Genomic DNA, 14590 nt, shown 5'->3' with positions numbered 1-14590 from the left:
ACATTCGAGTTAGAATTGAATTAAAATCGAGTTAGAATCACGCAATTCCAAATCTTTGTGAAATACGACCTGCATCTTCTTCAGAAAGAACCAGTTCTCCAAGTTCCAGCTTTGCAATTCTCTTGTCTTTCAGAATCTGTCCCTTCTTGCGACCTTTCTCCAGTTCAGAAAGAACAAATAAAACTCCAAGCTTAAACGAATCCTGATTTATACCTTTACCTGTGTTAGATGTTGTTTCAGCAAGTGTTTCAACTTCTCCCGCCTTCTTCTTAGCCTCTGCCGCTTTTATCAACTCATACGCTTTATTTATAGAAAGCGATCCGTTCTGAATCTTCTCTAGAAGTGAAGCGTCCGCCTTCTTTGCAATCTCTCTCATTTTGCACACCTGGCGAGCAGATTTATTAAGCTGACGTCCAATTGCCTCATCAGAAGAGCCCTGCGCATTAGGATTTGAACGACGTATTTCATCAAGCTTCAGAAATGCTGCAAAATACTCACCATCCGTCAATCGTCTAGAATTAAGCTGCATCTTGTATTCATACTCGATTGTTTCATCACGACTATCAAACTTTTTGATGATAACAGGCACCTTCTCAAGTCCTGCTTTTTTGGCTGCCATATAACGACTATGTCCATCAACAATGATATATGCCTCAGTTACGATAATTGGCCTTGACTTATCAAATCCATTGGCCCTCATATCGTTCGCTATCTCCGCCACCTTGTCGTTTTCCTGCTGGAACACGTTCTTAAAATCTCTGTCAAAACGAAGCTGAGAAACTTCAACTAGTTTGATTTTTGCATTGTCTTTATCGTTAGCCTTTTTATTCTTATTTCCAAAAATACTCATATATTCACCTTAATCCTATGCCGAGATTTTATCTTTGAATGCCTGTTTTGCAGCATTATCAACAGAATCCTGTTCATTATCACCAAAGAGTTCTTTCATTGCCTGACGAACAATTTCCAGAGTTTTTTCATCTTCAAGATGCTTTGCATAATGATCAAGCATTGCAGAGGTTTTATGTCCACTTAATGCCATAACAATTCGCTTATCAGGGATAACGTCTAACATTCGGGAACAGAAGAAGTGTCTCCATGAATGGAATACAATATCATTTGGATTTTCATATCCAATCTTTTCGAGCGCACGGCGTAAATATTTAACCCAGCCAGAATTATCCATAGGAGAATTGCATTTATCGCTGCAGAAAATATAAGCTTTATCTGTTTCGCAGAATGGATTAAGTTTTCCGAGGAACAAGAGTTCTTCTCTAAGTTCTTTTGAAATTGGAATAGGAATTTGTCGGGCTTCTCCATTCTTACAACATTTATTAGCCCTTGCGTAACGGTCCCATGCATGATCAACAATAATACCTTCCGCATGAATATCACAAATTCTTAAACCTCGAATTTCACTTGCACGCATTCCTGTTTGCATTGCAAGTTTATTGGCAAGTTTTGCCTTATCATTTTCCCAGCCAATATTCATAACCTTATCTGCTTCTTCCATGGTGAGAATGGCTCTTTCCTCACTCTTGGTGTTACGACGTTTAAGACCGTAAAAATTGATGTTTTCGATATACTGATTTTTCATTGCCCATTTGAGAGGAGTTGTAATTGATTCAACAATTCCATTAATAGTTTTTCCGGCAAGCTTCTGGATTTTCTTATCTGAAACAATATCCTTAAGCATATCGTTTGTAATAGAACCAATACATTTTCCTTTGAGTTTTGGAATCCAGTAGTTTTCTACACGGCTTCTTTCATTTTTTACATGAGAGCGTGAAAGAATTTTTCCTTCAAGAGCAAGTTCCTGGACATAAGGTGATTTTTCATAATTCCAGAACTCATCCAAAAACTCTTCGATAGGAATACTTTGTTTTGAGTTCGGTTTTACAGCAGAAAGAATGAATCCTCTTTTCTGCAAGATAGAAATCATCTTGTCGATTTCTTCAGGAGAAAAGTCATAGGTGGACATAGAATTAAAGAAACTGATTCTGTCTACAGATTGAGATTTTGCTTTCTCTGCTTTTGAATTGATACGTTCTGGTATATCGCCAAGGACAGCCCATCTCATAGCAATGGATTCTGCTTCTTTGCGGTCTTTTGTACCAGTAGATTTGTTTTGTGAACGGGATCCATCGGCTAGTAAGAATTGTACATAATAATAACCGTTGGACTTCTTAAATAACGAATAAGGCCTGGTCATAGGCACCTCACTTTATGACAATCGATTTGCTTAAAATCGTTGCTTAAAATCAGTGAATTGTCTACGCCAAGCCTTACTAATTGGGATTGGTAGTAGTGCTAACTCTATATAACATATAGACTTAGCAGTATAGCGGGGGCAGGACTCGAACCTGCGGCCTCCGGGTTATGAGCCCGACGAGCTGCCAACTGCTCTACCCCGCGTCGTGTTCGTGTATAGTACACCCTTAATAGAATATTGTCAAGCGATTTTCGCAGAGATTTTGCAAACTTACGTATTTATTGCGGCATTCGATGAAGGCAAGAATGATTACGGCGATTGAAAAATACTTGAGGTCGTTCTGGAAACCGGCGAAGAAGTCGTAGATTCCGTGAAGGACAACTGCAAGAATAAATACCGAAATGCTTACCGGTTTGTTTCGGCAGCTGTAAAGGAAGAGTCCGCCGAGTCCTGTGCAGGCCATGTGAATCAAATCTGATGTAAAAATGCGGATAAAAATCTGTGAAAGCAAAAGCTGGGCGCCGCGGGATGCTGCTTTCTGCAAATGGTCAAGGAAGTAAACTGTAGATTCAAAACAACCTAAGGTTAATCCCATGAAAAATGCCAGGAACAAAAAGTCGCTTTCTGAAAGCTTTTTGTGGGGAATTGGAATCAGGAAAAGCATTTTAATCAGCTCTTCTGTAAGTCCGTAAATGATAATCGATTTTAAAAGGGTCTGTAAAACAGGATTGTTTTCAAAAAGTTCGAAATTTGGAAGAAAATACTGAATCAAGGAAATTGGAAAAACAGCAATAAGTCCTAAAAGAACAGCAATCAACTGGTCTGTGATCCGGATTTTTAAGAGAAGGGTGTAAATTACGAAGCAAATAATTATGGGTAAAAAACAAAGTGCTATAGTCATAAACCACCTGTTATTACAATACAACAAAGACTAGACTTTTACAATTCAAATGCTATAATTTTCTTATATTGAGGAAAGTATGAATAATTCTATTGTATTAATGGGTCTTAAACATTGCGGCAAAACTACTCAGGGTAAGCTTCTGGCTGAAAATTTTTCTGTTCCCTTTTTTGATACAGATAATGTACTGGAAGAAATCGTTGGTACATCTTTCCGAAAATATTATGCAGATAAAGGTCCTGCAGCATTTGCTCTTGCTGAAGAAGAGGCCTGTCACAAAATTGTAAGTGAGCATCCGGATGACAGAATTGTTGTAGCAACCGGAGGGGGAATCTGTGATAACGCCCCTGCCCTCAATGAGCTTCGTCAGCTAGGAAAATTTGTTTTTCTTCGTATCGATATCGAATATTCTGTTGCCCGAATTATGGCAAAAGTTAAACAGGATGTATTTGGAAAATTTGAAGGCGCTCCAGCCTGGGTAATGAAGGAAAATCCAAAAAATCTTCACGAAGTAAAAGAAATTTTGACAAAGCGCTTTGAAGAACGTAACGAGCAGTATAAGAATATTGCTGATGTTGTTATTTCAATAAAAAATGCCCCGATTCAGGACAATTTTAAAACTATCCTCGGGGCAATTTAATAAAACTGATGATGAATATAATTTAATCGGTCGCGTAAAGTGACCGATTTTTTTTTTAGTTTCCGCAGCCTCCACAGCCACTATCGCAACCACAGTCTCCACCACAATCGCCGCCGCATCCTCCGCAGCCACCGCCGCAACCGCAGCTTGGGTTGAGTTCTTCTTCTGTAGGTTCACGAACTTCTACAACCTCTACATCAAAAGTAAGGGTTTTTCCTGCCAGCTCATGGTTTCCATCGATTTTTACCTTGTCGTCGCCAACTTCAACTACACGAACGATTGCAGGACCGCCCTGTGTCATTACCTGGAACTGCTGTCCAACTTCAATAACATCAATTCCTTCAAACTGAGCGCGGTCTACGTCCATAACCATGCGAGGGTCAAATTCGCCGTAGCCGTCTTTAGGCTGAACAACGGCTTTGAATTTGTCGCCAACTTCTTTTCCTTCAAGCTGAGCTTCAAGACCTGGAATCAAATAACCGTTTCCGTGAATATAGCCGAGCGGTTCTTTTCCAACAGAAGAATCAATCTGAAGACCGTCTTCGCCGGTAAGGGTGTAGTGAATACTAACCCATTTGTCTTTTGAGATTTTCATGTCTTTTCCTTAAAAAGTGATTAAAAATTAGTAGGGCATTTCTTCGCCGTAGTCTGGTGCATTATCCTGAACAACTTCTGTAACTTCAGGGCATGCATCCTTAAGATAGCGTTCGATTCCCATTTTGAGTGTCATAAGTGCCATAGGGCAGCTTCCGCAGGCACCAGTAAGTTTAAGATGAACTTTTCCGTCGTCATCAATTCCTACATATTCCATATCGCCGCCGTCTGCCTGTAACTGTGGGCGGAACATTTCAAGGGCTTCTTTTACTGTAGCTTCCATTGCTTCGTTTGCCATAGGGGTCCTCGCTTAATATTGATTTGTTTCGCTATAAATGTACTAAAATATAGAAGAAAAGTCCAAGAAAAAATGCCTTCCGGTCATGGAACATAGTGCAAAACCTAGGGAGCGACGGCGCTAGCCGGCAAAACGCTCCAGTGAAGCGTTTTGAGCGAGTCTCCGAGCAGCTGTGCTGCGAAGGCCGGTACCTCGCTACATGCTATTTTTGTAAGGAAACTATTGCATGCGCCGCTAGCGCGGCAGACAAAAATAGAATGTTTTTGCCCTATGTCCCATTCCCTCACGGCATTTTTTCTTTGTATTATTCTACCATTTCGTTTATTAGCGAAACAGAATCTTCATACAAAAGCTGATAGAGGACGGCGGCGGAAACTAATTTGCGGCCATATTCCTGAGTTTCGGCATAGGGAATTGTTTCAAGAAAGAGATCATGAGGCATATTCTGTTTTTTGCCGAATTCAATCAATGAACTCTGAAGCCAGCGGCGCACTTTTGTAATTCCGGCGTTATAAGAGAAGAATGATAAAAGATATGAATTATCACAGCGGCGGAAAAGTTCGCTGAAATAGTATGTTCCAAACTGAATGTTTGTATCCGGCTCATTCAAATCATATTCAGCCTTTTTTACTCGGCGGGAAATATCGTTGGCGGTGGCAGGCATGAGCTGTGTTAATCCTACTGCCCCAGCGTGGCTTTTTATATCAAGGTCAAAAAAACTTTCGCTGCGGATAAGGGCATACATAACTGCCGGCTCAACATTGTAAGTCTGGCACCAGTTTTCTACAGAGGTAGAAAATCCCTGAGGATAAAGCAGCTTCATCTCTTCTGAAGAAAGATCCCTTTCGGAAAGCAGGGCTGCCCGGCTTGCAATTCTTATGCTCTGAACATAATAATCATTATTTTCTTCGCCGCATTTATTCAAAAAGTCCGCAATATGAAAGGAAGATTCTGCAGAAATCCCTTTTTTATATAATTCCATGTAGGCCGGATACACCTGTTCTGGAAATCCGAATTTTACATAGCCTTCAAGAAGATTTTCTGCCGCAGTATCAGGCTTAAATCCTGCAGAAAGATTGATACCGCCGTATTTTTCAGAATAATTGAAAATTACTTTTTTAATCTGTTCTAAATTATAGCCAAGTTTTTTTGCGGCAAGTATTTTGTAGTAAATGTGATTTCCATTTTTGATTGCAGTAAGATAGGCGGCTTTTATTTCTTCTTCTGTGGCACTTGCATAACCCTGTTCACAAAGGCGGGCATAAATATAGGCAAATTGACCTGTAATCTGAGGACTTGCAAGTCCGTCCAGGTTTCTGTAGAGACTGCCGAATTCATTGAATTTACCTGCTGCAAAAAGAACTGGAACCAGATTAGAAAAAATATCATCAAAATAGGCCGGGTCTGACCATTCGCGGCAATACTTATTAATAGAAGAAATTGTTTCATTTGTGAAATTCTGAAAATCTGAATTCAAAAGATACCAGAGAGCATTGTCTTTTTGCGCTGCTGAACGAGCTGACTGAACTGCGGAAAGGAAACAGTTTTTTTCAAGAGTTTTGTAACGGTGAGTTTTTTCAAAAAGCCGGCCGGCGTAAAACCAGAAGTAATATTCAGCCTCGCTGCCTGCATAATTTTTTGCACTGGCTCTGAAAAAATTGGCGTTTGTAAGAAAATCCTGGCTTCCGTACAAAAAGGCTTTTCCAATATCTGAAAAAAGCTGGGGTTTTACGGGAAGAGAGCCTTCTTTAATGAAATCAAGCAGATAATGTGCCGTCTCAAAAGCCGGAGTGTAGTTTCTCTGATAAAGGAGAATTCTGTAATTGATTGCTAAATCTTCCGGCGAAAGGGATGGTAAAACTTCCGATTGTAAGCCGTCTGCCGCTTCTGAAGCGTTATTTGCAATACCTGCGTCAGCAGCATCATCAAAAAGAGAATCTATATCATCGTTTGATAAAGGATTATCTTCAATTCCGTAAATTGCCTTTTCAAAATCAATTTCCAGATTTTCCTTGTAATATTCCAGGTGAAGTTTAGAAAGCGAGCGCAGGGAAAACCAGTCAAAAAGTTCCTGACGGTAGCGGGAATCTCCGCGTTTTTTCATGGCTTCAAGGCGGATTTTTATAAGCTCGTTGGGAACTTCGGTAAAATCAAGATTTTCGGTAATTTCTATTACTTTATTGATTTCATCTGCGGAATAAAACTGGCGGGCAGCAATCAGAAGATTGGGGCTCTCAGGGAATTTTTGAATCAGTTTAAGGCAGGCAGCGTTTCTTTCCTGCACCGAGCCCAGTTTACAAAGCTCCCGGGCACTTTTCTGCGCGCAGTAGAAGCTACCCTTTTTAGCGCAGGCAGAAAACTTTTGAGCCGCTTCTTTTTCGTTTCCAGCCTGTAAAAGTTTAAGGGCAATAAAATAATTGGCATCTGGTCCAAACTTTTTTTGCCCTGGGCTTTTTAGCCCTATACCGGAACAACTTGAAAAGCAGAGCGAGAAGAACAAAAAAAGCGAAAGTCGGGACGCAGCTGTCACAAAAATCTCCGAAGAAGGCTGGCGTTTTATTACTCGGCCGGAATTGTAATGTAAGTTCCCGAAATGATGTAATCAGGATTTTTAATTCCGTTGTAGCGGGCAATATATTTGTAGCGCCATGGATTTTTATAGTAAGTGTCAGAGATATCCCAGAGGGTATCGCCCCACTTAATTTTATAGTTGATGTCTTTTGCTTTTACAGGAGTTACCGGCGGTGGAAGAGGAACAACATCCTCTGCATTTTCGATAACTACAACTTCTTCTTCCTGTGCCTGAGGAACTGGAGGAAGAGGCTCTGGAGCTGGCATTGGTTCCGGCTCAGGAGCTTTTTCTACAGGCTTAGCTTCTGCAGGACGTAAATCTGGAAGTTCTGTAGAAGTTACCTGAGTTGAAACATTTTCTGCCTTGTCTTTTTTGCCAAAAAGCTTGAAGTTTGGTGTAAGCACCATAAGAACAAACATAGTTGCAAGTACACAGATGATTGCGCACAAGATACAGATGATAACTGCTGCCTTTGGATTTTTTCGCTCGTCATCATCAGAATTTGCAGCGGAATTACCCATTGCAGTTTCTTTATCATAAAGGCCGGTAAAGCTTAAGCCTTTTCCTGCCGGTTGTGAAGATGTAGAAGTATCCAGATCATCAAAATCAAGGTCATCAAGATAAGCGTTTGAATTATCTGAATCAGAGCTTGTGCTTGATGCAAGAGTAGAATCAAGGTTGCCGAAATCCAGATCATCGGTATTGAATACATCGCTTGTTGAAGGCTCTGGCTCTGTGCTGTCAAAAGAATCTGAAAGATTGAGCTCGCTGTCTCCAGTAGAAAGATTTGAAGAGTCTGTGTCGAAATTTGTCTCAAAGGAAGAGTCAAAATCTGGTAAATCAAGGTCGTCTAAAGAGTTTGAATTTGAGTTTGTATCTGGCATATCAAAATCTCCTGACAAAGCAGCAGATTCTGTTGCTGTCTCTGCTTCGTCAGTTGAATTCTGAGCCTTTTCTTCAGGAATGTCAAATGATAAATCAAGAGGATCTGAAGAAATGCTTTCGTCCGGAACGTCTTCGCTTGAAAAATCTTCAACGAGAGCTTCATCAGCGGCTGCTTCCTCAGAAACGACATTTTCGTTAGCAAAGCTGTCGCTGACAGGCTCTTCTGCAGCTGGCTCTTCCGACACGATAGTTGCATCTTCAGCTGGAGAGGCTGCAAATGTATCTGTATCAGCTGGCACTTCTTCCTCGTCATCACTCTGGAATTCATCAATTGTAAGCGCGTCATCTTCCAGAATAGGTTCATCGAGCGGATTAAAATCAGACATTGGAGGCAGTTCAAATTCATCCGAAGCAGCTTCCTGCTGAATATCTGCAATGTCTGCGGCATCAGGCTCTGCAACAAGCTGGTCGCGGATGCTGTCCAGTTCTGTATCTGTTGGAGGCAGTTCCGGTTCTGGAAGTGTATTTTCTTCTATAGTAGTTTCAATTATTGCAGGCTCTTCCTGCGGTGCAGCTTCCTCGGAAATTGCATCTTCATCAAATGAAACTTCTTCAGAAATCGCTGTTTCTTCAACCGGGGCATCGAATTCATTTATAACATCCGGCTCAGATTCCGGCTGGTTTTCATCCGGGTTTGTGCTTTCAGGAGCTGACTCGTTAAAATCCGGCAAGTCAGGGTCAAAATTAAAATCAATAGACTGGTCGGCTTCGGGCTGCACTTCATCATTTCCAAAAAGCGTATTTTCTTCAGTCTCAGAAAGAGAAACTCCTTCAATTGTCGGGTCTTTGATGTCGTATTCGTCGGGAAGCAGGCGTTCTTCAAGGGTTCGGGAAACAAGTGTGATAGTTGCATTGCTCTGAAGACCGGTTTCGTTATCAACCATTTTGGCAGAAAGCTTGTTATTTTCATCAATAGATACGGTAAAAGTGAGGGTTGGAACTCCGTTTGGATGCTCGTTCAAATCTTCAATCTGGAGGGAGTCTACGTATTCTGCATCTTCCATAGATTCAAGTTCTGAGCGGTACAAATCAACCATTACCTTTGTCTGATTGTTGTGGGCTGTTGTGAGCTCAAGAAGTCGTTCTGATGGACTTCCTTCCTTTAAAACCGGATAAAAAGAGCCGTCTGCAAGTTTAATACCAATCGTTTTCATGTTTTTCCCCGAAACAAAAAAGAGTATTCCCTTTTTTATCGGAAAAAACGAATTTTTATTGAGAGAAAATTTTACTTTTGCGTGATTTGCCCTTATATTTAAATGCAATATATCTTTTATAGGAGTAAAAAATTATGGCAAAAGAACTCAAAGGAACTCAGACAGAGAAAAATCTGCAGACTGCATTTGCAGGTGAATCACAGGCTCGCAACAAGTACACTTATTTTGCAAGTGTTGCGAAGAAAGAAGGTTATGAGCAGATTGCCGCACTCTTTTTGGAAACAGCTGATAACGAAAAAGAACACGCAAAGATGTGGTTTAAGCATTTAGGCGGAATTGGTGATACTGCAGCTAACTTGAAGGCCGCAGCTGAAGGCGAAAACTATGAGTGGACTGATATGTATGCAGAATTTGCAAAAACAGCCCGTGCAGAAGGTTTTGATGCAATTGCTTTCCAGTTTGAAAAGGTTGCAGAAATTGAAAAGCACCACGAAGAGCGCTACCGCAAGCTTTTGAAGAATGTTGAAGACAAGGTAGTATTCTCTAGTGAAGGTGACGCAATCTGGCAGTGCAGAAACTGCGGTCACATTGTAGTTGGAAAAGAAGCTCCAAAAGTATGCCCGGTATGTGCTCATCCACAGGCATACTTCCAGATTGAAGCACAGAACTATTAATTCTTATAAAAAAAACTGGCTTACAGTCGTAAAGTGTGGTTCAAAACCGCGCGATATCGCGCTACACGCTGTTTGTGGTAAAGAAACTATTAAACAGGTCGCTCCCGCGACCTCCACAAACAGAGTGTTTTTGCCCCACACTTTACTCCTTCACGCCAGTTTTTTTAATATACGTAACTAAATTCTGCGATTCCAATTAATTCATTAACAGTAGTTCCGAACTTGTCGGCAATGTTGTATTCAGAAATGCGGCTGACATTAGCCTTTTCGTCATATTTTACAAGGGTGCGTTTTACAACCTTGTCATTTTCGTAAGTTGTAACTTCTGTAAGAAGACCTACATCATCATAGCGCATGCTTTCAATGCGGCTTTCCTTTAAATCTTTATCAAAATAGGTAATGGCATCAAGAACGCCTTCCACTGTGTAAGCGTAAGTCTGCTTTTCGCGAAGTGCGCCGTCATCACCGTAGTTGCTGAGGGTTGCAATTTTTCCGCTGTCTGTATAAGCGTAAATTGTCTTTTCTAAAAGGGCACCTTCCCCATCGTAAACGGTTTTATCAGTCATAAGGCCGTCTGTGTAAGTGTAAATTGTGCGGGCCTTAAGGTTTCCAGTGCTGTCGTATTCAGAATGATCCTGCTGAACGCCGTCTTTATAAGTCATTGCAGTTTTCCATTCAAGGTCATTTTCTGCGTTTGAACATACCTTTTCGCTCAAATCACCGTTATCATCATAAGTAAAAACAACCTTGCGGATAACAACATCGCGTGGAGTCAGGTGGATTTCTTCAGTTTCTTTTCCATCTGTAAAATTATGAGTGGTTTTTGCAGCCGGAGTTCTGAAATAGTTTCCGAATTTTGTAGTTACAGAATAATCTGTGCGGGTAAAACTTTTTACTTTTCCGGTCTGGCTTACAGCGCCAGTGGTGAAAATATCAATGGCAAAAATCTGAAAGCTTAAAAGTGCAGCTGTTGCAAAACAAATTAGTTTTTTCATACATACCTCTCGAATGCTTTGTAATTTTATTTTATAGTATAAACAAGGCGGAATAAAGCAGATTTTATGAATTTTTACGAACTGGAATCGTTCATAACCCTTTCAAAACTACTCCACTTTGGAAAAACGGCAGATAAGATGAACTTAAGTCCGTCTGCCCTTAGCCGAATTATTTCCCGCCTGGAAGAAGAAACCAATACAGTTCTCCTTGATAGAAATAATCGGCAGGTTTTGCTTACAGAACAAGGAAAAATATTCAAAAAATACGCCCAGGAAATGCTTGATAAGCGCAAGGAACTGGACGAACGACTTAGCGATGTTGGTGATGAAATTGAAGGAACCCTGCACGCCTACGCTTCGGTAACTGCCTGCTATACGATTCTGCCGGATTTTATTCAGAAGCTGACGACCCGCTACCCGAAAATTCACTTTTCTGTAGAAACCGGTGACCCGGCAGGTGCAATTGCAGCTGTAAAGGAAAACCGCGCTATGATTGCCGTTGCCGCCATCCCGGAAAGCGGGCTCAGCATGATGGAAACTAAGAGCGTTGTGCAGACTCCGCTTGTCTATGCGGCTGCAAAAAATGGCCCTTATACTTCTCTGCAGGGTTCTCCTCAGGATATTCTTTCTTCTGTTCCGCTGGTTCTTCCAAAAACTGGCCTTGCCCGCGTTCGTTTTGATAAATGGATAAAATCGCGAAACGTAAAGCCAACGATTGCTGCAGAAACAGAAGGAAATGAAGCGGTTCTTGCACTGGCTGCTTCTGGCCTTGGAATCGGGCTTGTTCCTCAGATAGTGCTTGAAAACGGGCCTTACAAAAATGAGTTTGAAATTTTTACTGCCGGAAACATTCTTGGCTACTACAATGTCGGCTTTATCCGCAAGTCTGAATTTTCTGGTACAATCACAAATAAAAAGATTTTTGATGCAATGGTAAAGGTGCTTAATTCTTATGACTAATAAACAGTGGCAGGCTTTCTGCGATTTTAAAGAGATTTTTAAGGCAAAAGTTGAAGAGTGGAAGGCGTCTGCGCCGGAACTGACTGAGTTGCAGAGAGAGGCTGCTAAGGCTGCAAAAACTCCCGACTACCCTTTTGAAACAAGCGTTGTTTATAACCGCGACTTAGACCGCCTTACAAAGGAAGATGACATTCACCTTATTGTGATTGGCGATAACCCCGGAAAAGACGAGCAGCTGGCAAAAAATAACCGCTATCTTGTTGGTCAGGCTGGAAAAATTGCAGATGGATTTTTTAAGAAAAATCCCGAATTGCAGACGGACTTTCGCAAAAATGTGATTATCCTTAATAAAACGCCGGTTCACAGTGCAAAAACTGCCCAGCTAAAAAAGATAATGAAGGACGGTGGCGAAAAGATTTGCCTTCTAGTAGAAGAAAGCCAGCTTTGGATGGCTGAGCAGACGGCTAAACTGCACTGCGCGCTGGTAGAAGGCGCTTGTGGGTCGGCAGGAGGCACTTCTTCAGCCTTCCCTCTTCCCGAACTCTGGCTTGTGGGCTATTCTGAACTAAAACCAAAGCACTTTTTTGTTCCCTATCGCGACAGGCTCTTTTCAACTTATCAGGCTCAAAATTCGTCTGTATGGAATAATGTTTATGTTTTCCAGCATTTTTCGATGAACCGCTTTACGATTGATTTGGGCGACTTTATTGAAAAAAACGGTGCGGGAGTCGGTACTGGCGGTGAGTCAGGCAGTCTTCTGAAAAATATTCATTCCCTGGGGGAACTTCATAAAAACGAGATTTTCGGTTAGGATAGCACAAATGAAATTTGAATACATCTTTTTTGACCTGGACGGTACCCTTACTGATTCACAGGACGGAATCTTAAATTCTTTCAGAAGTATTTTTAAGCATTTTGATATTAAAGAACCTGAATATGAGGTTTTAAGAACATATATCGGACCTCCGCTTGTTTTGACAGTGGGACAGACACTTGGCTTCACTGGTGAAAAACTGCAGGAAGCCGTAAAAGTTTTCCGTAATTATTATGATAATCAGGGATATAAGGAAAACCGCCTTTATGATGGAATTCCCCAAACCTTGCAGCGCCTTAAGGCACTTGGCTGTAAGCTTTCTGTGGCAACTTCCAAGCCTGAACATACCGCAATAAAAATTATGGAACATTTTGATATTGCAAAGTATTTTGACAATATTTGCGGAAGTCTGCCGGACGAAAGCCGCAGTAAAAAAACTGATGTAATTGAGTATGCAATAAAACTGAACGGAATTACCGACCGCTCAAAAATCCTTATGGTTGGTGACCGCAAATTTGATGTAGAAGGTGCCCATCAGTCAGGTCTGAAATGCGCAGGAGTTCTTTTTGGCTACGGAAGCCGTGAAGAATTTGAAGCTGCCGCTGCTGACTATATTGTTGAAAAGCCTGAAGATTTGGAAAAATTAATATGAAAAACGCATTTTCTTCTATTATAAACTTTATTAAAAAGGAGCCTGTTCTTTCTGCGGCTCTATTCCTTGCTGTGGTGGCAGTTGCCGCTGTCCGCCCTGCTCCAAGCCTCTGTCTTGAAGCAATCGACTTTCGTACAATCGCAATCCTTTTTTCTCTGATGATTGTAATTAAGGCTTTTCAGAGTCAGAATTACCTGGATTTTATTGCGGCAAAACTTTTGCGCCTCTGCAAAACCCGCCGCTCACTTTATTTTCTTTTGACATATCTGGTCTTTTTCAGTTCAATGTTCGTTACAAACGACGTTGCCCTTTTGACCTTTGTCCCGATTTCCCTTTTGATTTTCAAGCGAATCGGACTTCCTTCGATGAAACTTGTTGTGCTGGAAACTCTTGCCGCAAACCTTGGTTCCTGCATCACCCCAATGGGAAATCCGCAGAACCTTTATTTGTTCTCATACTATGGATTTTCTGCCCTAGAATTCTTTGCCCTCACTGCAAAAATCGCCCTGCCATCGCTTTTCATCCTCGCCATAATGATTTTATTCCTTACAAGAAAAAAGCTTGCAGAGCACGGTGGCGCTGAAGAACCTCACGAGCTTTCGGGTAATGTTCTTCAAAATCAGCTTACTTTTATCAAAATTGATTTCCGTACCTTCCTCTATGTAGCAGATTTCATTATCTGCCTTTTAGCCGTTTTCCGCGTAATAAATTATCTTTACATGCTGATTTTCACTGCCGCAGTAATGGCAGTCTGCAACTTCCGCCTTTTCAAAAAAGTTGATTACAGTCTTTTGTTCACATTCGCAGGCTTTTTCATTTTCACAAAAACACTTTCAACGGTGCAGGCTTTTTCAGATTTCATAAATTCCATGCTTTCAACCCAGCTTTCAACCTACATTACAGGAATTGTCACAAGTCAGGTAATCAGCAACGTTCCCGCCGCCCTGCTTCTAAGCGGCTTCACCCAGAATGGCGCCATGCTGCTTCTAGCCGTAAACGTCGGCGGCCTCGGCACCCTCATTGCTTCCATGGCCAGCGTAATTTCCTTCAAGCTCTACTCTGTCAGCGACGAAGCAAAATCTCACACCGGCGGAAACTACTTCGGCACATTTACGTTCTACAATGTGGTTCTACTGGTGATTTTGGGAATTGTTGTTTATTTGCTGTAACGTTTAATTG

At 41.3% G+C, this 14590-nt stretch carries 14 protein-coding genes and 1 tRNA gene; 6 read left to right on the top strand and 9 right to left on the bottom strand.

Annotation, left to right across the window (positions count from 1 at the left end):
• Positions 1-37 precede the first annotated feature (37 nt).
• The 4 genes from T530_RS0106115 to T530_RS0106100 all read right to left on the bottom strand — a co-directional run bounded on the left by T530_RS0106115 (position 38) and on the right by T530_RS0106100 (position 3113).
• Entirely contained in the window at positions 38-850 is an 813-nt protein-coding gene (locus T530_RS0106115) for a ParB N-terminal domain-containing protein (protein WP_027728249.1), read from the bottom strand.
• Positions 851-865: 15 nt separating this feature from the next.
• Complete coding sequence (locus T530_RS13695; RefSeq protein WP_081773677.1) at positions 866-2212, bottom strand: site-specific integrase; 1347 nt, start codon at positions 2210-2212, stop codon at positions 866-868.
• 130 nt (positions 2213-2342) lie between these two features.
• Positions 2343-2415: transfer RNA gene (locus T530_RS0106105), tRNA-Met, on the bottom strand.
• A gap of 23 nt (positions 2416-2438) precedes the next feature.
• Positions 2439-3113 (bottom strand): PrsW family glutamic-type intramembrane protease, encoded by a 675-nt coding sequence (locus T530_RS0106100; RefSeq protein WP_027728248.1) that lies wholly within the window; start codon positions 3111-3113, stop codon positions 2439-2441.
• Positions 3114-3192: 79 nt separating this feature from the next.
• On the opposite strand from T530_RS0106100, the gene T530_RS14695 reads away from it, so the two are divergent.
• Positions 3193-3753 carry a shikimate kinase gene (locus T530_RS14695; RefSeq protein WP_051537854.1) on the top strand — a complete coding sequence of 187 codons (561 nt, stop codon included), beginning with the start codon at positions 3193-3195 and terminating at the stop codon, positions 3751-3753.
• 55 nt (positions 3754-3808) lie between these two features.
• On the opposite strand, the gene T530_RS0106090 is transcribed toward T530_RS14695, so the two are convergent.
• From T530_RS0106090 to T530_RS15100, 4 genes are all read right to left on the bottom strand, one after another.
• Positions 3809-4348, bottom strand: coding sequence for a peptidylprolyl isomerase (locus T530_RS0106090; RefSeq protein WP_027728247.1), 540 nt, complete (start codon positions 4346-4348; stop codon positions 3809-3811).
• A gap of 27 nt (positions 4349-4375) precedes the next feature.
• Positions 4376-4645 carry a NifU family protein gene (locus T530_RS0106085; protein ID WP_027728246.1) on the bottom strand — a complete coding sequence of 90 codons (270 nt, stop codon included), beginning with the start codon at positions 4643-4645 and terminating at the stop codon, positions 4376-4378.
• Between the two features lie 304 nt (positions 4646-4949).
• Positions 4950-7175 (bottom strand): flagellar assembly lytic transglycosylase, encoded by a 2226-nt coding sequence (locus tag T530_RS0106080; RefSeq protein WP_027728245.1) that lies wholly within the window; start codon positions 7173-7175, stop codon positions 4950-4952.
• A 29-nt stretch (positions 7176-7204) separates the two neighbouring features.
• On the bottom strand, positions 7205-9316 hold the full coding sequence (locus tag T530_RS15100) for a LysM domain-containing protein (protein ID WP_038073893.1): 2112 nt from the start codon (positions 9314-9316) through the stop codon (positions 7205-7207).
• A 134-nt stretch (positions 9317-9450) separates the two neighbouring features.
• Between T530_RS15100 and rbr the strand changes: the two genes are divergently transcribed.
• Positions 9451-9990, top strand: a complete 540-nt coding sequence (gene rbr, locus T530_RS0106065) for a rubrerythrin (RefSeq protein ID WP_027728244.1) — start codon at positions 9451-9453, stop codon at positions 9988-9990.
• A gap of 164 nt (positions 9991-10154) precedes the next feature.
• Here the strand turns inward: rbr and T530_RS0106060 are convergent, their stop codons facing one another.
• Complete coding sequence (locus T530_RS0106060) at positions 10155-10985, bottom strand: hypothetical protein (protein ID WP_027728243.1); 831 nt, start codon at positions 10983-10985, stop codon at positions 10155-10157.
• A gap of 66 nt (positions 10986-11051) precedes the next feature.
• Here T530_RS0106060 and ilvY point away from each other — a divergent pair, with 66 nt between their 5' ends.
• Genes ilvY through T530_RS0106040 form a run of 4 tightly spaced genes read left to right on the top strand, consistent with a single transcriptional unit; the run spans position 11052 to position 14580 of the window.
• The gene (ilvY, locus tag T530_RS0106055; protein ID WP_027728242.1) at positions 11052-11945 is read left to right on the top strand and encodes an HTH-type transcriptional activator IlvY; all 894 of its coding nucleotides are present in this window, start codon (positions 11052-11054) and stop codon (positions 11943-11945) included.
• The gene (locus T530_RS0106050) at positions 11938-12756 is read left to right on the top strand and encodes a hypothetical protein (RefSeq protein WP_027728241.1); all 819 of its coding nucleotides are present in this window, start codon (positions 11938-11940) and stop codon (positions 12754-12756) included. The genes ilvY and T530_RS0106050 overlap by 8 nt, the downstream gene beginning before the upstream one ends.
• A gap of 10 nt (positions 12757-12766) precedes the next feature.
• The gene (locus tag T530_RS0106045) at positions 12767-13411 is read left to right on the top strand and encodes an HAD hydrolase-like protein (RefSeq protein WP_027728240.1); all 645 of its coding nucleotides are present in this window, start codon (positions 12767-12769) and stop codon (positions 13409-13411) included.
• Positions 13408-14580: an SLC13 family permease gene (locus tag T530_RS0106040; protein WP_038073888.1), complete on the top strand. Its 1173-nt coding sequence runs from the start codon at positions 13408-13410 to the stop codon at positions 14578-14580. Before T530_RS0106045 ends, T530_RS0106040 begins: the two co-directional genes overlap by 4 nt.
• Positions 14581-14590 lie beyond the last annotated feature (10 nt).

The organism is Treponema sp. C6A8 (genome assembly GCF_000619925.1).
In the GTDB taxonomy this organism is placed as follows: Bacteria; Spirochaetota; Spirochaetia; order Treponematales; family Treponemataceae; genus Treponema_D.
This window is presented reverse-complemented; position numbering and strand designations above follow the sequence as displayed.